Source organism: Pseudoxanthomonas suwonensis, from assembly GCF_000972865.1.
GTDB classification, from domain to species: Bacteria; Pseudomonadota; Gammaproteobacteria; order Xanthomonadales; family Xanthomonadaceae; genus Pseudoxanthomonas; species Pseudoxanthomonas suwonensis_B.
Map to the genome: position 1 here is coordinate 3516638 of NZ_CP011144.1, position 18165 is coordinate 3534802.

The following is an 18165-nucleotide window of genomic DNA, read 5'->3' on the forward strand; positions in this document are numbered from 1 at the left end:
GCGGTCGCTACAGCTGCGCGCCCGCCTCGCGCAGGCTCTGCGCGCGCAGCCGCGCCGGCTCGCGCGGGTGGCTGGACAGCACGGTGACGATGCCGTCGGCCGCTTCCGGGTATTCGAGCACCGCCTCGGCGGTGGCATCGTCGGGCAGGCGCGCGCCCCAGTAGCCGACCCAGCCGTCGCGCTGTTCCTTGGCCGCGTACAGGGCGCGGTCGGCCATGCGCAGCGCATAGTCCCAGCGCCGCGCGAGGTGGTCCTCGGGCGGCACGTCGAAGAACGGGATCGGCGCCAGTCCCAGCGACACGGTGACCGCGCGGGTGCCGTCGGCGGTCTCCAGGGTGTGCGCCATGGCCTCGCACAGGCGGCCGGCGATGGCCTTGGCCTGGCCCGGGTCCAGGTCGGCGCAGGCCACCAGGAATTCCTCGCCGCCCCAGCGCGCGACCAGGTCGCCCGGCCGGCACGCCGTGCGCAGGCGGTTGGACATCTCCACCAGCACCGCGTCGCCGGCGTGGTGGCCGTGGGTGTCGTTGATCTGCTTGAAGTGGTCGATGTCGATCAGGAACAGGACGTGGCGCGCGTCGTCGCGGCTGCGCTGCACCGCCAGGGCATTGAGCGCGGCGGTGGCGGCGTGGCGGTTGGCCAGGCCGGTCAGCGCGTCGCGTTCGCTGACCACGCGCAGCTGGCGGTGCCGACGCCGCTGCATCAGGCCGAAGGCGACGGCGGCCAGCGCCAGCAGCATCGACAGCGCCAGCACTGCCGTGCGCAGCAGCCGCGACTGCTGCTCCTTCAGCGAATGGATGCGGTCCTCGTAGCGGACCCGCTCCAGCTCGCGCTGGGAGACGGCGTCCTGGTTGCGCGCCTGCAGGTCGGCCAGCATGTCCAGCCGCTGTTGGCGCAGTGCGTCCAGCTTCATCCGGTGCATGCGCGCGGCGTGCTCCAGCGCGGCGCGGGTGTCGCCCAGCGCGGCGTGCGCGTCGATCAGCGCCTGCAGCGCCTGGTAGGTCTCCTGCGGGTTGTGGCCCTGGCTGGCCATGGCGAAGGCATCCTGCGCCGAGGCCAGGGCCTGCGCAGGCTGGCCGGCGGCGTCCAGCAGGACCGAGATGCGGGCCAGGGTGGCGGCCTCGCCGGCGGGGTCGGGCAGGTTCGACTGCTGGCCGCGGATCCCCTCCAGCGCGGCGATCAGTTCCGGCAGGCGCTGGTCGCGCTCCAGCATCAGCCGCGCGCTGCGGACACGCAGCCCGACCAGCACGCTGCCGGCCTCGTCGGCCGCCTTGGCCGCCTCGTCCAGTGCCCGCAGCGCGGCCTCGCGCTCGTCCAGGCGCAGCCGGTTGATGGCGAAGTTGTAGAGCAGCTGCGAGGACTCGTGTTCGATCGAGCGCGCCAGCGCCAGGGCCTGCTGGAAGTAGCCGTCGGCCGCCTGCGGCGAATCCAGGTAGTCGGCGTGGATCAGGCCGATGTTGTTGAGCATGCTGATCTGGACCAGGACCGCATCCTTGCCGCCGATCCGCGCGCCGATGCGCAGGGTCTCGGCGTAGGCCTTCTCGGCCCGGTAGACCTGGCCGGCGCTGTGCAGGATCGCGCCCAGGTTGGACACGGCGCGCATGCGGTACTCGTCCGGCAGCTGCGGATGCCGCTCCAGCTCCTGGGCGATGCGGTCGGCGATGGCGACCGCGCGCGCATCCTCTCCGACCAGCGCGGCTGCGATGCCCTGGCAGCTCATCGTCTTGATCCGGCGCTCGACGTCGAGCGTGCCGTCGGCCAGCAGCGCCTCGGCCAGTTCCAGCGCCTGGCGGGGGCGGTTGCGGCGCAGCTCGAAGCAGCGGTCGATCATCGCGTCGACGGTCGACGCGCCGGTCGCGGCCGTGGACGGCGCCGGCGCGGCGGTCGGCGCCGCCAGCGCGACCACCAGCGCGGGGGCCAGCAGCAGCTTCAGGCAGCGGTGGAGCGGGGTGGTCGGCATGGACATCGGCGGCAGGCGTGCGGGCACAGGTAGCCCTGGGCCGGCTCTTGCAAGCGCCATGCCATCGCACCAGAAGGCACCGCCGAGCAGGCGCTCTCCTCCGGCGGACGGCCCGGGTCGGGTCCTAGGCCGGGGCGATCCTCGCGGCGGGCGCCGGCGCCGCATACAGGCGCAACAGCCGGCACAGGGCGACGCTGCCCAGCAGTCCGACCAGCATGCCGGCGGTGGCGAAGACGGCCGCCAGCGGGTGCCCCTCGGCCCAGCCGCCGGCCGCATAGGCCGCGGTGAACGCCCAGGTCGTGCCATAGCCCACCGCCAGGGCGCAGGCCACCCGCGCGATGCGCCGCGGCAGGCCGGTGGCGTCGTCCGGCCAGCCCCGCCACTGCAGCACCGCGATCACCGCCAGCGCGCCGAGCAGGTCGCCGACGGCACCATGGCCGACGCCCTCGATTGAGGCGGCCACGGCGGCGACCAGCGCGACGGCCAGCAGCGGCGGCAGCCACAGCCGCGGCGGCACCGGCCCGGAGGCCGGCAGGCGCCGCCACCAGGCCGCGACCAGCAGCGTGCCGAGCCAGCCCAGCGCCAGTCCGCCGAGCACGTCGGCGAGGAAATGCCGGCCCAGGTACATCCGCGAGATGCCCATCAGCAGCGGCCAGGCCAGCGCCAGCGCCCAGATCCAGCGCCGGCGCAGGCCGAAGAACAGCGGGATCGACAGCGCGAACGCCGCCGCCGCGCTGGTGTGGCCGCTGACGAAGCCGAAGTCGCGCTCCTGCTGCGCCCGCGCCGCGGCGATGGCCTCGTCCGAGGGCAGGCCCAGGAACGCCTTCGCCGCGCCGTCCTCGACCAGGTGCTTGCCGCTGCGGCCCTTGTCCAGCACCCGCGCGTCGACCTCGCTGGGACGCGGCAGGCCGAAGCCGTGCTTGAGCGCCGATGTCGCCGTGCTTACCAGCAGCAATGCCAGCAGCAGGGCCAGGGTCGGACGCAGCCGGACGCCGAACGCCAGCAGCAGGATCGCCGGCATGTAGACCCACGATTGCCCGACCGTGCTCAGTGCCTGCATGGCCCGGAAGAACCAGGCGGCGGTGAAACCCTGCAGCCAGAGATTGGGGTCAGCTTCGAACATCGGCGGCTTCCCGCGGTGGTGGTGGTGGTGATCGAGGCGGCGGCGGTGGCGGCCGGCGCCGGAGTCCGAACAGCGGACGCAGCCAGCCGAGGCGGCGGATGATCGCGTAGGCGGCGAAGCACAGGGCGAAGGTGGCCAGTACCAGCAGCGGTCCCTCGATCCACGGCGACAGGTCCAGCGGTTGCAACCCGACCGCCAGCAGCACGATCACCGTCTGGTGGAGGATATAGACCGGGAACACCGCCTCGCCCAGCCAGCGCCGCGCCGGGCTGTCGCCGGGGGCGAGGCGGCGGGCGAAGCCGAGGATCGCCACGATCGCGCCCCACTGCTGCACGGACCAGAGCAGCCGCTGCAGCCAGCGCAGCGGTTCCGGCGGCGGCATGCCGTCGGCGTAGTGGCCGAAGTACCAGGTCAGGTACAGCCAGGCGGCCAGCGCGGCGCCCAGCGCCGGCCAGCGCGCAGCCTCGATCCGCTCCCACAGCGGCCCGGGCCGGGCGATGGCGCAGCCGAGCAGGAACAGCGGCAGGTACTGGGCGTGGTTGTACCAGTCGTCGACCAGGGCATGGGTGGACTCGAAGCGCCCGACCAGCAGCATCCGCGCGATCGCCAGCCAAGCCAGCGGCCACAGCAGCCCGCCCGGCCGCGCCAGCAGCGCGCGCAGGCGTTCGACCGCGCCGGCGGTGGCGCGCGGTGCAAAGCGCAGCAGCGCCCACAGCACCGCCGTGTAGCACCACAGGTAGGCCAGGAACCACAGGTGGTTCCAGGTCGGCAGGGCCAGGCAGTCGTCGTCGCGGCAGAAACTGCCGTCCCCGGCCAGGTAGCGGCGCCAGAACGCCAGGTAGCCGTCGTGGTAGCCGCCGGGCAGCTTCTCCACCACCTCGAAATAGGACTGCGGCGGCACGATCACCAGCATCCCGAACACCAGCGGCAGCAGCAGCCGCCACGAGCGCGGGCCGAGGAAGCTGCGGCCGTCGCCGCGGCAGCGCTCCCACAGGAAGGCGGTGGCCGCGCCGGAGACCAGGAACAGCAGCGACAGCCGCCACGGCGAGGCCAGCCGCATCAGCGGCTCCAGCGCGGGCCCGGCGTGCGGGCTGTTCACGTGCCAGTCCCAGGTCACGTAATACATGCCGACGTGGTAGAGGACCAGCACGCCGAAGGCGCAGATGCGGATCCAGTCGAGGTCGTAGCGGCGTTCCATGGTCGGTGGCCGAGGGAGGGATGCGCGACGATGCCTGCTGCCGGCGCGGGGCGGGCAGGTCGCGGTGACGGAGTGCGGGCCGGCTGGGACGAACCGCGGAACCCAGTGACGGGCCGGGCAGGGCGGTCGCGCACGCTTACGTAGAATGCGCCGATGCCCGCGACCCGTCCCACGCCCTACGAACGCTACCTGCCCTGGCGCCGCTGGGTGGAGGTCGGCTTCTGGGTGGGGCTGACCATCGTGAACGCGGTCGCCAACAGCTACACGGTGGTCGTCGACATCCGCAAGAACGACCTCGGCTACGCAACCTGGGAACCGGTGGTCTGGGAATGGTCCAGCGGGCTGCTGTGGCTGGCCCTGATCTGGCCGGTGGCCTGGTTCAGCCGCCGCTTCCCGATCCACTGGGACAACTGGCGGCGGCACCTGCCGTTGCACCTGCTGGCCAGCGTGGCGGTCTCGCTGGCGCACGTACTGGGCATGGTCGGCCTGCGCACCCTGGCCTATGCCAGCCAGGGGATGGACTACGATTTCGGCGACTGGCCGCGCGAACTGCTCTACGAGTACGTCAAGGACGTGCGCACCTACGCCAGCATGGTCATCCTGATCAGCTTCTACCGGCTGCTGCTGCGGCGCATGCAGGGCGAGGCCAGCCTGCTGGCCGAGCCGGACGAGGGCCCGCCGGTGGAGCCGGTCGACCTGCCCGAACGCTTCCTGGTGCGCAAGCTCGGCCGCGAGTTCCTGGTCGCCGCCGGCGACATCGAATGGCTGCAGGCCTCCGGCAACTACGTGAACCTGCGGGTGCGCGGGCACGACTATCCGTTGCGCAGCACCATCGCCGGGATCGAGGCGCGGCTGGATCCGCGCCTGTTCGCCCGGGTCCACCGCAGCTATATCGTCAACCTCGGCCAGGTCGCCTCGATCGAGCCGCTGGATGCCGGCGAGGCGCGGCTGCATCTGAAGGACGGCACCGTGCTGCCCTGCAGCCGTCGCCACCGCCAGGAGCTGCGCGGGCGCATCGACGGCCGGGAGGCCGGCTAGGACGGAGCCCACCGACCTATGTCGAGGCGAGCCGGCCGGCCGCTTGGCTTAAAATGGGCCGGTTCCCCGCCCGCCATGAGCCAGCCGTGACCGCTTCCCCCGCTGCCCGCCCGTCCTCCGCCCAGGTGTCGTCGAGCCCTGTTTCGATCCGCCAGGACGACCTGATCCAGTCGGTCGCCGACGCGTTGCAGTACATCAGCTACTACCACCCGGTCGACTACATCCGGAACCTCGCCGCCGCCTACGAGCGCGAGGAATCGCCCGCGGCCAAGGACGCGATGGCGCAGATCCTGATCAACTCGCGCATGTGCGCCGAGGGCCACCGCCCGATCTGCCAGGACACCGGGATCGTCACCGTGTTCCTCGAGATCGGCATGCACGTGCGCTGGGACGACGCGACCATGGGCGTGGAGGAGATGGTCAACGAGGGCGTGCGCCGCGCCTACGACCATCCGGACAACAAGCTGCGCGCCAGCGTGCTGGCCGACCCGGCCGGCAAGCGCCGGAACACGAAGGACAACACCCCGGCGGTGGTCAACGTCAGGGTCGTGCCGGGCAACACCGTGGACGTGATCGTCGCGGCCAAGGGCGGCGGTTCGGAGGCCAAGAGCAAGTTCGCCATGCTCAATCCGTCCGACTCGATCGTGGACTGGGTGCTGAAGACGGTGCCGACCATGGGCGCCGGCTGGTGCCCGCCGGGCATGCTCGGCATCGGCATCGGCGGCACCGCCGAGAAGGCGATGCTGCTGGCCAAGGAGGCGCTGATGGAGCCGATCGACATCGTCGACCTCAAGGCCCGCGGCGCATCGAACCGTGCCGAGGAGCTGCGCCTGGAGCTGTACGAGAAGGTCAACGCGCTGGGCATCGGCGCGCAGGGCCTGGGCGGGCTGACCACGGTGCTGGACATCAAGGTCAAGGACTACCCGACCCACGCGGCCAACCTGCCGGTGGCGATGATCCCCAACTGCGCGGCCACCCGCCATGCGCACTTCACGCTGGACGGCAGCGGTCCGGTCGCGCTGGATCCGCCCTCGCTGGAGGACTGGCCGAAGCTGACCTACAACCCGCAGAACGCGCGCCGGGTGGACCTGGACACGATCACCCGCGAGGAAGTGGCCACGTTCAAGCCGGGCGAGGTGCTGCTGCTCAACGGCAAGCTGCTGACCGGCCGCGACGCGGCGCACAAGCGCATGGTCGACATGCTCAACCGCGGCGAGAAGCTGCCGGTGGACTTCACCGACCGCTTCATCTACTACGTCGGCCCGGTCGACCCGGTGCGCGACGAGGTGGTCGGTCCGGCCGGTCCGACCACGGCCACGCGCATGGACAAGTTCACCCGGCAGATGCTGGAGCAGACCGGCCTGCTGGGCATGGTCGGCAAGTCCGAGCGCGGCGACGCGGCGATCGAGGCGATCCGCGACAACCGGGCGGTGTACCTGATGGCGGTCGGCGGCTCGGCCTACTTGGTGTCCAAGGCGATCAAGGCGTCGAAGGTGCTGGCATTCGAGGACCTGGGCATGGAGGCGATCTACGAGTTCGAGGTCAGGGACATGCCGGTGACCGTGGCGGTGGATGCCAGCGGCGAGTCGGTGCACAAGACCGGCCCGCGCGAGTGGCAGGCGCGGATCGGCAAGATCCCGGTGGTGGTGGCGTAGGGCGCGCCGCGGCTGGGTGCATGGGATGGGCCGGCAGCGATGCCGGCCCGTTCTGCGTTCGAGGAAGCCAAAACCATGGCCAAAGCAGGAAGTCCAGGGCGCCTGTCGTGGCCGGCTTCGGTCTGAGCCGCGGCAGGCCGGGCGTATTGCGGTCGGCTCGGCGGCACATCCGTGTGCCGACTCGCCGACGTGGCCATCCATGGCCACTGCCGCAATACGCCCGGCCTGCCACGTCTTCGGGAGCTTCGGGGTCGTCGCTTCTTAGGGAGCCATGAGGTCGTGGCTTCGATCGATCAAAGGTTTGACCTTTGCGGTGTTCGGCTTTGAAGCTCCTCTCCCTCCGGGAGAGGGGTTGGGGTGAGGGTACGGCGGAGCCGCCGCGGCTGCGTTGTGTACGTCGCTCCCGTCGACCTGGCAGGGACGGTAATCTGGCTTCTTTCCCGGAGCCGCCCATGTCCGTCGTCCTCTACGGTTCGCCCAGCACTGCTTCGCTGGTCGTGCACTGGCTGCTGATCGAACTGGGCGTCGACCATGAACTGCGCCAGCTCGACTTCGACCGGCGCGAGCAGAAGTCGCCGGAGTACCTGGCGATCAACCCCGCGGGCCGGGTGCCCACCTTGCTGATCGACGGCCAGGTGCTGACAGAGGCGGCGGCCATCGCCACGCATCTGGCCGAACTGCACCCGGCGGCCGGGCTGGCGCCGGCGCCGGGCACGCACGAGCGCGGCGACTACTACCGCTGGATGTTCTTCTGCGCCAACACGCTGCAGCCTGCCTACCGTGCCTGGTTCTACCCGGACGAGCCGGCAGGTGCGGGCAACCAGGAGGCGGTCAAGGCGCAGGCACGCGCGCAACTGGAGGCGGCCTGGCAGCAGGTGGCCGACCACCTGCGGGACGGCGGCCCGTACCTGCTCGGCGCGCGGCTGTCGGCGGCCGACTTCCTGTTGACCATGCTGATGCGCTGGTCGCGCAACATGCCGCGGCCGACCGACGCCTGGCCGGTGCTGGCCGCCTACGCGCGGCGGATGAAAGACCGTCCGTCCTTCGGCGAGGTCTACCGGCGCGAGGGCATCGGCGACTGGACCTGAGGGCGGAGGCGGGACCGCCGATCGCGACGTCGGCTCAGTCCTCGTACTCGTCGTAGTGCTTGCGGCGCCGGAACGGCATCAGGTGCTGGTGCAGGATCCCGCGCGGCACCGTTTCCAGCTTCATCACTCCGTACTCCTCCGGCCAGCTGCCGTCCTTCGGCAGGCGGAAGGTGCCCATCAGCATGTCCACCAGCGGCAGGTGGATGGCGTAGTTCGCATCGAGGTAGTCCGGGTGCCGAGCATGGTGCCAGTGGTGGTAGCGCGGCAGCACAAGCACGTATTCCAGCCAGCCGAAGCGCAGGCCCAGGTTGGCGTGCGCCAGCACCGCCTGCAGGCCGACCAGGATCACGTAGGCGTTCACCGCCGGCTGGGAGAAGCCCAGCACCAGCAGCGGCAGCAGCACGAAGCTGCGGGTGAGCACGATCTCGACCAGGTGCATGCGCGAGCCGGCCAGCCAGTCCATCGCCCGGCTGGAGTGGTGCACGGCGTGGAAGCGCCAGAGCCACGGGGTGTTGTGGTAGGTCCGGTGCAGGGTCGCCTGGGCCAGGTCGGCCACGAACACCGCCAGCAGGAACTGCGCCCAGACGGGCAGCGCCTGGATGGCGTCCTTCAGCGCGGGGAAGGCGGCGAGCCCGGCGATGGTCGAGGTCCAGGCGGTGACCAGGATCAGGATGAACTGGACCAGCACGTGGCCGACGAAGAAGTAGGCCAGGTCGGTGCGCCAGCCCGGCCGCAGCGGCGACATCCGGCGCTGGCCGAGGTAACGCTCCAGCGGCACGAACACCAGCGCCGAGAAGAACAGCGACAGCACGAACCAGTCCATGCCCAGCGACCACGGGGTCTGGCCGATGGCGTCGAAGCGCACGTTGGTGCCGCCGAGCAGTACCGCCAACGTGGCCGAGCCCACGCCGAGCAGGGCCACGCGCCGGCTGCGGCCGCGCATGACCGCCAGGGTGCCCAGCACGAACGCGGCGACCATGCCGACCAGCAGCAGGCGGCGGGCGAACTGCTCGCTGTAGACCGCGCGGAACTCGCGGCTGGTCAGCAGTTCGGGGAAGTGGAAGCAGAGCACCGCCAGCAGGCTCAGCAGCCCGAGCATGGCCGAGGCGTAGGCGATGAACGAGTGCTCTGCGTGTGGCTGCAAGGCGCTTCCCCAAGCGTGGGCCTGGCGCCGATGATACGCGGCGCCAGGCGCCGCGCCTCCTGTAGGAGCCGGGTTCAGCCGGCGACACGACGCCGTCGGCACAGGCGACGTGCCCATGATTCCGACGCCCCCGTCGCCAGCAAGCTGTGCTCCTACAAGGAGCGGGTCAGTCCAGCAGCTCGAGCACCGTTTCCGGCGGCCGGCACAGCCGGGTGCCGCGCGGGGCGATCACCACCGGCCGATTGATCAGCACTGGGTGCTTCTGCATCGCCTCGAGCAGCGTCGCCTCGTCCGCGTCGGCCAGGCCCAGTTCGCGGAACAGCGGCTCCTTCTCGCGCACCAGCCCGCGCAGGCCGAGCCCGCTGTCGGCAGCGACCTGGTGCAGGGTCGCCGTGTCCGGCGGCTCGGCCAGGTAGTCGACCACCACTGGCTGGATGCCGCGCTCGCGCAGCAGCTGCAGCGCACCGCGCGAGTTGGAGCAGCGCGGGTTGTGCCAGATCGTCACGCCGCCGGCCATCAGAACCACTCCAGCAGGGCGAAGCCGACGCCGATGTAGGTGGCGCGGTGGTTGTAGTCGATCAGGCTCTCGCCGTAGCCGTCGAACACCTGCACGTGGCCCCGCAGCAGGTTGTTGATCGGGAAGCCCCAGTCCAGCTGCAGCGAACCGTTCGAGCGGTCGCCGCCGCGCAGCGAGTGCCGCCCGGTCAGGCTGAGCTCGTGGCCGTTGCGGTTGTAGACCAGCATCGCGTCGCCGCGGCCGATGAAGTCCTCGATGTCCGGGTTGTTGTCGTCCCGCCCGCTCTCGTTGAACCGGTACCAGGGGCGGACCACCAGGGCCCAGTGCTCGCGGTCCAGGCCGACGCTGAAGATGGCCCGGTTCCAGCTGCGCGAGAGCGGGTCGCTGCGGCCGTTGGACTGGTGGTTGAGGCTCACGCCCATCATCCGCCCGTTCCAGCCCAGCAGGCGGTAGCTGTTGCGGACCACGAACATGACCTCCGGCTCGTAGTTGGTCTCGCGGAACGGGCGCGAGATCTCCGAGTTGTAGGCCTGCCAGCGCGAGCTCTGGCTGTAGGCGGCCCAGATGTCGCCGTTGTCGCCGAGCAGGTTCTCGGCCAGCTTGGTCTTGAAGCTGATCTGGAACTTGGCCTCGATGCTGTCCAGTTCCTCGGGCTCGGTGACCGTGTTGTTCGGATTGGGCGAGGAGGGGGTGTCGTTGATCTTGCTGGTCCAGAACGCGGGCAGCGCGTAGACCGGCTTGTAGGCGCGCAGCTGGAAGATGCCCAGCTTGGAGTCCCTGGCCAGTTCCCAGCGGCTGTCGAGCAGCGAGCCGCGGCCGGCGTTGGCGATGGTCGCGCGGTCGGCCGGGTCGTAGGCGAGGTCGTCGCGGCGGAACAGCTCGCCGGTGCGATGGCGCGCGCGTTCGGCCATGCCGGCATCGGCGGGCCGGGCTGCCGCCCGTTCCTGTGCGCGCTGTTCGTCCATCTTGGCCTCGGCCTCGCGCGCGGCCTGGTCGGCCTGCTGCGGGCTCGGCGCCGAATAGCCGAGCGCGGCGTCGTAGCAGGCCAGGCGCGCGGCATCGGATGCCAGCGACAGGCAGGCATCGGCTGACACGGGCCGGGTGACGATCTCCTGCGCGGCCAGCGGCGCGGCCATTGCCGCGGCGAGCACGCAGAGCAGGTAAGGGGCGAGCGGACGATGTCTTTTCAAGTGGAGGCTCCTGCCGCGTGCATGGCGCGCGGCATCAGAAGAACCAGGCCAGGACGAAGAACCCGACCATCGCGAACGCCAGCGCGAGCTTCAGCACCGTGCCCAGCAGCAGTCCCAGCCAGGTGGCGAGGCCGACGTGGGTGGCCCGGCGCAGCGCCCGGGTATGCCACAGCTCGCCGAGCAGGGCGCCGAGGAACGGTCCGGCCAGCAGGCCCAGCGGACCGAAGAACAGGCCGACCAGGGTGCCCAGCGCAGCGCCCCAGACCGCCAGCGGCCCGGCGCCTACCCGCTTGGCACCGGCAGCGGTGGCGACGAAGTCGGCGACGATCGACAGCAGGGTGAGCAGGCCAAGGACCACCAGGGCCAGCGGGCCGATCCGCTGGAAGTCCCCGGCCCAGGCCGCCAGCAGCATCCCGACGAAGACCAGCGGCAGCCCGGGCAGGGCCGGCAGGATCACCCCGGCCAGCCCGACCAGGACCAGCAGGGCCGCGATGGCGTACCAGAACAGGGTGGGGTCCATCGTCGCGGGGGTCCTTTCCGGGGAGGTGCGCCAAGTCCTTGCCATCATTGCATTTCCCCTGAACGAGGGGTAACTTTGGGGTCGCTGCGCTTGGCAAGGTCACCGTGAACCGTGGCCTGTGATGCGGTAGGTCCAGAGTAGGTGATCGTGTGATCGTGATGGTCCGCTACCAATCGTTACACCTCGCGTTCTCCTTGCAACCAGCCGCCGTGGCAACGGCGTAACCACCACCCAGCACAGTTCGAGGAGTCAGCAGTAATGGCAGAGCGCGAGACCGGCACCGTGAAGTGGTTCAACGATGCCAAAGGATTCGGATTCATCAGTCGCGAGAACGGCGAGGACGTGTTCGTGCATTTCCGCGCCATCCAGATGCAGGGTTTCAAGAGCCTGAAGGAAGGCCAGAGGGTCACCTTCACCGTCGTGCAGGGCCAGAAGGGCCTGCAGGCGGACGCGGTCCAGGCCGCCTGAGAAACGCTGCCGCAAAACTTGCTGCAAACGGAACGGCCCGCCAGTAGCGGGCCGTTCCTTTTCCGCCCCTCCCTTTCGCCGCAGGCGAAGGGGGGGCAACGCGACGGGCGGGGGCAGGGCGCCTCAGCGCAGGACCACCTTGCCGTTGACCACGCGCACGTAGGTGTTCTCGCGGATGCCGCCGAGGTCGCGCTGGTTGATCACCACGGTGCGGCCGTCGTCCATGCGCACGTGCAGGTTGTAGGTATCGGAGGTGGCGCGGTTCTGGATGGCGTTGCCGGCCATCGCGCCCGCCGCCGCGCCGGCGACCGCCGACACGTTCTGGTTGCCCTTGCTGCCGCCGGTATGGTCGGAGATCTCGTGGCCGGCGACCGCGCCGACGATGCCGCCGAGGATCGCGCCGGTGGCCGACGGGGCGCTGCGGTTGGACGGGATCACGTCGATCCGGGTCACCAGGCCGCAGTCGGCGCAGCGGACCTGCGAGGGATAGCCCGGGGCCGGGCTGCCGTAGCCGTAGTTCGGCGACGGCGCGGTGGCGCAGCCGCTCAACGCCAACAGGCCGAACGCGGCCACGCCCAGCGCGCGATAGGCGCCGGTTCGATAGGTGCCGGTAGTGTGCTGCTTCATCTGTCTACTCCTGTATGACGGGTGGTGGAATACGACGGGTGGTGGAAGCGGATTGATGTCCAGTGTGCCTCGTCGCGCTGCACGAACATCGTCATCCGCACAACGTGAATGCAGTGCCAAGCGGACGCGACGCCGTGCGCATCGCGCCCCGCGGCCTCAGCGGCGGTTCAGCGGAAATCGCGGTGACAGGCCTTGCAGTCCTCGCCGATGCGCTCGTTGACCGCGGCCAGCTGCGCGCAGTCCGCAGGAGGCGACGCCAGCGCCTGGTCGAGGGTCGCGCGCAGTCCGCTGGCGGCGGTGCCGAAGCGCGCGTCGTCGCGCAGGCCCGGGAACGCGGCCTCGATGTCGTTGGACAGCGCGCGCAGCGACTGCAGCCGCGGCAGGGTGTCGCTGCCGGTGCAGCGATTGGCCTTGGCCGAGTTGCGCAGCTCCACCGACTGGCGCTGCATCACGTTCATCAGTGCCTCGGGAAACGGATCCATCCGCGCCTGCAGCGCGCGCAGCGCCATCACCGCGCAGACCGCACCGACGAGCAGGCCGAGCAGGAAAAGGAACAGGTAGCGGCCTGCGTGGCTCGGGCGGCGGGGTTCCTGGCTGGCCATGCGGCGGGCTCCCTGGGGACGACGGACGGTGGATGGCGTGCGGGGATGATAGGTCGGCCGCGGGCATCGGCACAGCCCCGCTAGAATGCGCGCATGGATGCATCCGTTCTCGAACGATTCGCCGGCATCGACCGGCTGTACGGCCGCGGCGCGGTGGAATGGCTGTCGGCGCGACGCGTGGCCGTGGTCGGGCTGGGTGGCGTCGGCTCCTGGGTGGCCGAGGCGCTGGCGCGCTCGGCGGTCGGCGGCCTGGCACTGATCGACGCCGACGACCTGTGCGTGTCCAACACCAACCGCCAGCTGCCGGCGCTGGCCGGGCAGTACGGGCGCAACAAGGCCGAGGCGATGGCCGAGCGCTGCCGGGCGATCAATCCGCTGATCGAGGCGCGGCCGGTGCCGGCCTTCCTCACCGGCGCCAACCTCGAGGAGCTGCTCGGCGGCGGCTTCGACCTGGTGGTCGACGCCTGCGACAGCTTCCGCACCAAGGTCGAGGCGATCGCCTGGTGCCGGCGGCGCAAGCAGCCGGTGCTGACCGTCGGCTCGGCCGGCGGGCGCACCGATCCGACCCTGGTGCGGGTGCGCGACCTGTCGCGCACCGAGCACGATGCGATGCTGGCGCTGGTGCGCAAGAAGCTGCGCGGCGAGTTCAATTTCCCGAAGAACCCGCAGCGCTACTTCGGCGTGCCGGCGGTGTACTCGCTGGAGAATGTGAAGTACCCGCAGGCGGACGGTAGCGTCTGCGGCCTGCGTCCGCAGCTGGGCGCCGATGCCGCGCTCAAGCTCGACTGCGGCGCGGGCCTGGGCGCGGCCACCCACATCACTGGCGCGTTCGCCTTCGCCGCGGCGGGCAAGGCGCTGGAAATGCTGCTCAAGCCCCGCGCTCCCTTGTAGGAGCCGGGTTCAGCCGGCGACACGGGCGTCGGGAAAATGAGGGAGTCGCCTGTGCCGACGTGGCGTGTCGCCGGCTAAACCCGGCTCCTACAACAGCCGAACCGACTCCAGTCGGCGGCACGGGCGTCGGAAACACGAACCAGTCGCCTGCGCCTGCGTGCACACCACCGGCAGATCCGGCCCTACGCTGCCGCCGGCAACGCGAACAGCCGCTCGGCATTGGCGCTGGTCGCCGCGGCGATCTCCGCCGGATCCTGCCTGCGCAGCGCCGCCACGGTGTCCAGCACCCGCCGCAACCGTGCCGGTTCGTTGCGCCGGCCGCGGATCTCAGCGTCGGGCTGGTCGGGCGCGTCGGTCTCCAGCAGCAGGAACTCCAGCGGCATGTCCACCACCAGCCGGCGCAGGCGCTGCGCGCGCTCGTAGGTCAGCGGCCCACCGAGCCCGATCATGAAACCCAGCTTCCACAGCTGCCCCGCCTGTTCGGGGCTGCCGGAAAAACTGTGGACCACCCCGCGCAGCCGCGCCGCGTCGCCGCCGATGCGGCGGATCGATGCAACCACCGCGTCCACCGCGCGGCGCGCGTGCACGATCACCGGCAGCCCGGCGTCGCGCGCCAGCCGCAGCTGGCCGTCGAAATAACGCGCCTGCGCCTGCCGGTCCAGGCCCTCGACGAAGAAGTCCAGCCCGCATTCGCCGATCGCCAGCGGCCGTTCGCGCTCGACCCAGGCCTGCAGTTCGTCCAGGTGGTGCGGGCGGTGTTCGGCGAGGAAGGTGGGATGCAGCCCGTAGGCCGGATACAGCCCCGGCGCGGCGTGGCAGACCTCGCGCAGCTTCGGCCAGCTGGCCGCGGTCACCGCCGGGACGAGCTGCCGCCGCACGCCGGCGGCGCGGGCGCGCTCGACCACGGTGGCGCGATCGGCATCGAACTCGTCCGCGTCCAGGTGGCAATGGCTGTCCACGAGCTGCATGGAGTCCGGCTCCGGCACGGCCGCATCCTTCCGCCGTTCAGCGCTGTCCGCTGTTGTCGGGCAGCGAGGGCGGGTCCTTGCGCCGTTTCCAGTTGGCCAGCAGCAGGGTGGCCAGGCCGAACGCGAGTTCGTCGACGAACGGGACCGGATCGGGCAGCAGCAGGTTCACCGCGAACAGCGCGGCGGTCACCTTGAACAGGGTCGGGAAGCGCAGGCCGCGCGCCCATTCCATGAAAGTCGACAGCAGGGGGCTGGGCATGACGGACGGTTCGCTCGAGGTCCCGGGGGAAAGCTACCATGGCCGTCACGGACCCGCGGAACACCGGCGTTGCGGGCGTTCCGGGTCCTGTTCAGCTTTGCCATGATGGAATCCGCTCGAACACAGCGGGACCCGCCCGCGAGGAGCACGGCCATGAAGCAAGCCTCTACCATCCTGATCGCTGCCGGTGCCCTGCTGGTCGGAGGCATCGCCACAGCGGCCTTCATGAACAACCGCAACAAGCAGCCCGAACCGGTCGTCGCGCCCGCGCTGGCCGACCCGGCGCTGGCCGCGGACGATGCACCGCCGGCCGCCGATGACGCGTTGCCGGTCGACACCCTGCAGTACGCCGAGATCGTCGGGGTCAAACCGGTGACTCAGAAGGAGAAACTCTACGCCACCGTGATCGGTACCGAGCCGGTGCGCGAGACCACCCAGACCGCCGTGCCCCGGGAAGTCTGCGAGGACGTGGTGGTGCAGGAGCGCCTGCCGGAGAAGGACGGCAACGTCGGCGGCACCGTGGCCGGCGCCGTGATCGGCGGCCTGCTCGGCAACCAGGTCGGCGGCGGCAGCGGCAAGAAGGCCGCCACCGCGGCCGGCGCCATCGCTGGTGGCGTGGTCGGCAACCAGGTCGACAAGCGCCATGAAGGCGGCAAGGTGGTCACCCGCACCGAGCGCCAGTGCCGCACCGAGCAGGCGGTGTCCGAGTCCAGCCGGGTCACCGGCTACAACGTGACCTACCGCAACGCCGACGGCACCACCGGCACCATGCGCATGGCCAGCAACCCCGGCAACCGCGTGGCGATGGGCAATACCGAGAAGCTGGTCGGCTACGACGTGACCTACCGCTTCAACGGCCAGGAGGGCACCCTGCGCCTGGACCAGAAGCCGGAAACCGACCGGCTGCCGGTGGTCGACGGCAAGATCGTGACCTCCACCGCGGTGGTCGAGGTGCCGACCGGCACCGCCCGCCAGTAACCGCCTGGCGCCCGCACGGAACGAAGGCCGGCCCCGCGCCGGCCTTCTTTTTTGGTTCTTGACCCGTTTGGGGGAATGCGGCGCGACGGCTGGAAGCAGAGGCCAAAGCCAATGCCAATGCAACCGCAAGAGCGCCGGGGGTGGTCGGCTTCGGGCTGAGCCGCGGCAGTGCGGGTGTGTTGCGGTCGTCTCGACGGCACATCCCTGTGCCGACTCGCCGACGCGGCCATCCATGGCCGCTGCCGCAACACACCCGCACTGCCACGTCTTCGGGAACTTTGGGGTCGTGGCTCCGTTCCGGCGTCCCCAAGCAACAGCCGTCATTTTGCTGCCGCGCCGTTCTGTAGGAGCCGGGCTTGCCCGCGACGCGACGCCATTGGCACAGGCGACGCCCTCGTGATCCCGACGCCCGTGTCGCCGACTGAAGTCAGCTCCTACATGAAGAGCAGCTGCGCCGTGGCTGTTGTAGGAGCCGGGTTCAGCCGGCGACCCGACGCCTTCGGCACAAGCGACGCCCTCGTGGTTCCGACACCCGGGTCGCCAGCAAGCTGGGCTCCTACAGAAGGCAGCGCCGTCGCAGGCCTTGCCCCCCTTTCGCCGCAGGCGAAGGGGGGAGAGGGCTGCTTGCACGCCACTGGCGTGCGGCCCGATGAACGCCCGAAGGCTGTGCCTGAGGGCCGGACCGGGCGGGAAGGGGGCCTTTGCCCGTGCCACGCGCTGCCCGCTCCTCGCAGCGTGCCGATACAATCGCAACCTTTCCCAGACCCGGTTTGCGCCATGGCCCTGTCTCCCTACGACCTGTTCGACGTGCGTTCCCTGCTCAGCGACGAGGAGCGCGCCGTCCAGGAGGCCGTGGCCCGCTTCACCGACGAGCGCGTGCTGCCGGTCATCGGCGACTGCTTCGACCAGGGCCGGTTCCCGCAGGAACTGGTGCCGGAGATCGCCGCGCTCGGCCTGCTCGGTTCCTCGCTGCCGGAGGAGTACGGCTGCGCCGGGCTCAACGCGGTCAGCTACGGTCTGATCTGCCAGGAGCTGGAGCGCGGCGACAGCGGCATCCGCAGCTTCGTCAGCGTGCAGTCCTCGCTGTGCATGTACCCGATCTTCGCCTACGGCAGCGAGGAACAGCGCCGGCGCTGGCTGCCGGACATGGCCGCCGGCCAGGTGATCGGCTGCTTCGGCCTGACCGAGCCGCACGGCGGCTCGGACCCGGGCAACATGAAGACCCATGCCAGGAAGGACGGCGGCGACTGGGTGATCAACGGTTCCAAGATGTGGATCACCAACGGCAACCTGGCCGACATCGCCATCGTCTGGGCGCAGACCGACGAGGGCATCCAGGGCTTCGTGGTGGAGAAGGGCACGCCCGGCTTCAGCGCGCAGGAGATCAAGCACAAGATGAGCCTGCGCGCGTCGGTGACCTCCTCTCTGTTCTTCGACAACGTGCGCGTGCCCGATTCCAGCCGCCTGCCGAACGTGAAGGGGCTGAAGGGCCCGCTGGGCTGCCTGACCCAGGCCCGCTACGGCATCACCTGGGGCCCGGTCGGGGCCGCCATCGCCTGCCTGGACGAGGCGCTGAACTACTCCAAGGAACGCATCCTGTTCGGGCGCCCGGTGGCGGCCACCCAGAGCGCGCAGATCAAGCTGGCCGAGATGGCCCGCCGCATCACCCTGGCGCAGCTGCTGGTGCTGCAGCTGGGCCGGCTCAAGGATGCCGGCAGCATGCAGCCGTCGCAGGTCTCGCTGGCCAAGTGGAACAACTGCCGCATGGCCATCGACATCGCCCGCGAGTGCCGCGACCTGCTCGGCGGCGCCGGCATCACCACCGAGCACGCCGCGATCCGCCACGCGCTGAACCTGGAGTCGGTGATCACCTACGAGGGCACCGAGACCGTGCACCAGCTGGTGATCGGCCGCGAGCTGACCGGCATCAACGCGTTCTGAG

18 protein-coding genes are annotated in these 18165 nt (G+C 70.7%); 7 read left to right on the forward strand and 11 right to left on the reverse strand.

Features of this window, described 5'->3' with window-relative positions:
• Positions 1-7 precede the first annotated feature (7 nt).
• From WQ53_RS14525 to WQ53_RS14535, 3 genes are all read right to left on the reverse strand, one after another.
• Positions 8-1957 carry a diguanylate cyclase domain-containing protein gene (locus WQ53_RS14525; RefSeq protein ID WP_144409339.1) on the reverse strand — a complete coding sequence of 650 codons (1950 nt, stop codon included), beginning with the start codon at positions 1955-1957 and terminating at the stop codon, positions 8-10.
• A 124-nt stretch (positions 1958-2081) separates the two neighbouring features.
• Positions 2082-3080: a phosphatase PAP2 family protein gene (locus WQ53_RS14530; RefSeq protein ID WP_052633420.1), complete on the reverse strand. Its 999-nt coding sequence runs from the start codon at positions 3078-3080 to the stop codon at positions 2082-2084.
• Positions 3067-4278: an acyltransferase family protein gene (locus WQ53_RS14535; protein WP_082113058.1), complete on the reverse strand. Its 1212-nt coding sequence runs from the start codon at positions 4276-4278 to the stop codon at positions 3067-3069. The genes WQ53_RS14530 and WQ53_RS14535 overlap by 14 nt, the downstream gene beginning before the upstream one ends.
• Before the next feature lie 153 nt (positions 4279-4431).
• Between WQ53_RS14535 and WQ53_RS14540 the strand changes: the two genes are divergently transcribed.
• The 3 genes from WQ53_RS14540 to WQ53_RS14550 all read left to right on the forward strand — a co-directional run bounded on the left by WQ53_RS14540 (position 4432) and on the right by WQ53_RS14550 (position 8059).
• Complete coding sequence (locus WQ53_RS14540; protein WP_052633421.1) at positions 4432-5316, forward strand: LytTR family DNA-binding domain-containing protein; 885 nt, start codon at positions 4432-4434, stop codon at positions 5314-5316.
• Between the two features lie 125 nt (positions 5317-5441).
• Positions 5442-6971, forward strand: a complete 1530-nt coding sequence (locus WQ53_RS14545) for a fumarate hydratase (protein WP_052633422.1) — start codon at positions 5442-5444, stop codon at positions 6969-6971.
• A 452-nt stretch (positions 6972-7423) separates the two neighbouring features.
• A complete protein-coding gene (locus WQ53_RS14550; protein ID WP_052633423.1) occupies positions 7424-8059 on the forward strand; it encodes a glutathione S-transferase family protein in 636 nt (211 codons plus the stop codon).
• 34 nt (positions 8060-8093) lie between these two features.
• On the opposite strand, the gene WQ53_RS14555 is transcribed toward WQ53_RS14550, so the two are convergent.
• The 4 genes from WQ53_RS14555 to WQ53_RS14570 all read right to left on the reverse strand — a co-directional run bounded on the left by WQ53_RS14555 (position 8094) and on the right by WQ53_RS14570 (position 11430).
• On the reverse strand, positions 8094-9203 hold the full coding sequence (locus WQ53_RS14555; protein WP_236685866.1) for a sterol desaturase family protein: 1110 nt from the start codon (positions 9201-9203) through the stop codon (positions 8094-8096).
• Between the two features lie 166 nt (positions 9204-9369).
• Entirely contained in the window at positions 9370-9720 is a 351-nt protein-coding gene (arsC, locus tag WQ53_RS14560) for an arsenate reductase (glutaredoxin) (protein WP_052633425.1), read from the reverse strand.
• Positions 9720-10910, reverse strand: a complete 1191-nt coding sequence (locus tag WQ53_RS14565) for a phospholipase A (protein ID WP_428992253.1) — start codon at positions 10908-10910, stop codon at positions 9720-9722. The genes arsC and WQ53_RS14565 overlap by 1 nt, the downstream gene beginning before the upstream one ends.
• Before the next feature lie 34 nt (positions 10911-10944).
• The gene (locus WQ53_RS14570; RefSeq protein ID WP_052633427.1) at positions 10945-11430 is read right to left on the reverse strand and encodes a DUF456 domain-containing protein; all 486 of its coding nucleotides are present in this window, start codon (positions 11428-11430) and stop codon (positions 10945-10947) included.
• 258 nt (positions 11431-11688) lie between these two features.
• On the opposite strand from WQ53_RS14570, the gene WQ53_RS14575 reads away from it, so the two are divergent.
• Positions 11689-11898, forward strand: a complete 210-nt coding sequence (locus WQ53_RS14575) for a cold-shock protein (protein ID WP_052633428.1) — start codon at positions 11689-11691, stop codon at positions 11896-11898.
• A 123-nt stretch (positions 11899-12021) separates the two neighbouring features.
• On the opposite strand, the gene WQ53_RS14580 is transcribed toward WQ53_RS14575, so the two are convergent.
• Entirely contained in the window at positions 12022-12525 is a 504-nt protein-coding gene (locus WQ53_RS14580; protein ID WP_052633429.1) for a glycine zipper 2TM domain-containing protein, read from the reverse strand.
• Between the two features lie 167 nt (positions 12526-12692).
• The gene (locus tag WQ53_RS14585) at positions 12693-13127 is read right to left on the reverse strand and encodes a hypothetical protein (protein ID WP_052633430.1); all 435 of its coding nucleotides are present in this window, start codon (positions 13125-13127) and stop codon (positions 12693-12695) included.
• Positions 13128-13220: 93 nt separating this feature from the next.
• Here WQ53_RS14585 and WQ53_RS14590 point away from each other — a divergent pair, with 93 nt between their 5' ends.
• Positions 13221-14018 carry a tRNA threonylcarbamoyladenosine dehydratase gene (locus WQ53_RS14590; protein WP_052633431.1) on the forward strand — a complete coding sequence of 266 codons (798 nt, stop codon included), beginning with the start codon at positions 13221-13223 and terminating at the stop codon, positions 14016-14018.
• A gap of 182 nt (positions 14019-14200) precedes the next feature.
• On the opposite strand, the gene WQ53_RS14595 is transcribed toward WQ53_RS14590, so the two are convergent.
• On the reverse strand, positions 14201-14986 hold the full coding sequence (locus WQ53_RS14595) for a TatD family hydrolase (protein ID WP_052633432.1): 786 nt from the start codon (positions 14984-14986) through the stop codon (positions 14201-14203).
• Positions 14987-15023: 37 nt separating this feature from the next.
• The gene (locus tag WQ53_RS14600) at positions 15024-15245 is read right to left on the reverse strand and encodes a DUF6116 family protein (protein WP_052633433.1); all 222 of its coding nucleotides are present in this window, start codon (positions 15243-15245) and stop codon (positions 15024-15026) included.
• 153 nt (positions 15246-15398) lie between these two features.
• On the opposite strand from WQ53_RS14600, the gene WQ53_RS14605 reads away from it, so the two are divergent.
• Positions 15399-16223, forward strand: a complete 825-nt coding sequence (locus WQ53_RS14605; protein ID WP_052633434.1) for a glycine zipper 2TM domain-containing protein — start codon at positions 15399-15401, stop codon at positions 16221-16223.
• A gap of 777 nt (positions 16224-17000) precedes the next feature.
• Entirely contained in the window at positions 17001-18164 is a 1164-nt protein-coding gene (locus WQ53_RS14610) for an acyl-CoA dehydrogenase family protein (RefSeq protein WP_052633435.1), read from the forward strand.
• Position 18165 lies beyond the last annotated feature (1 nt).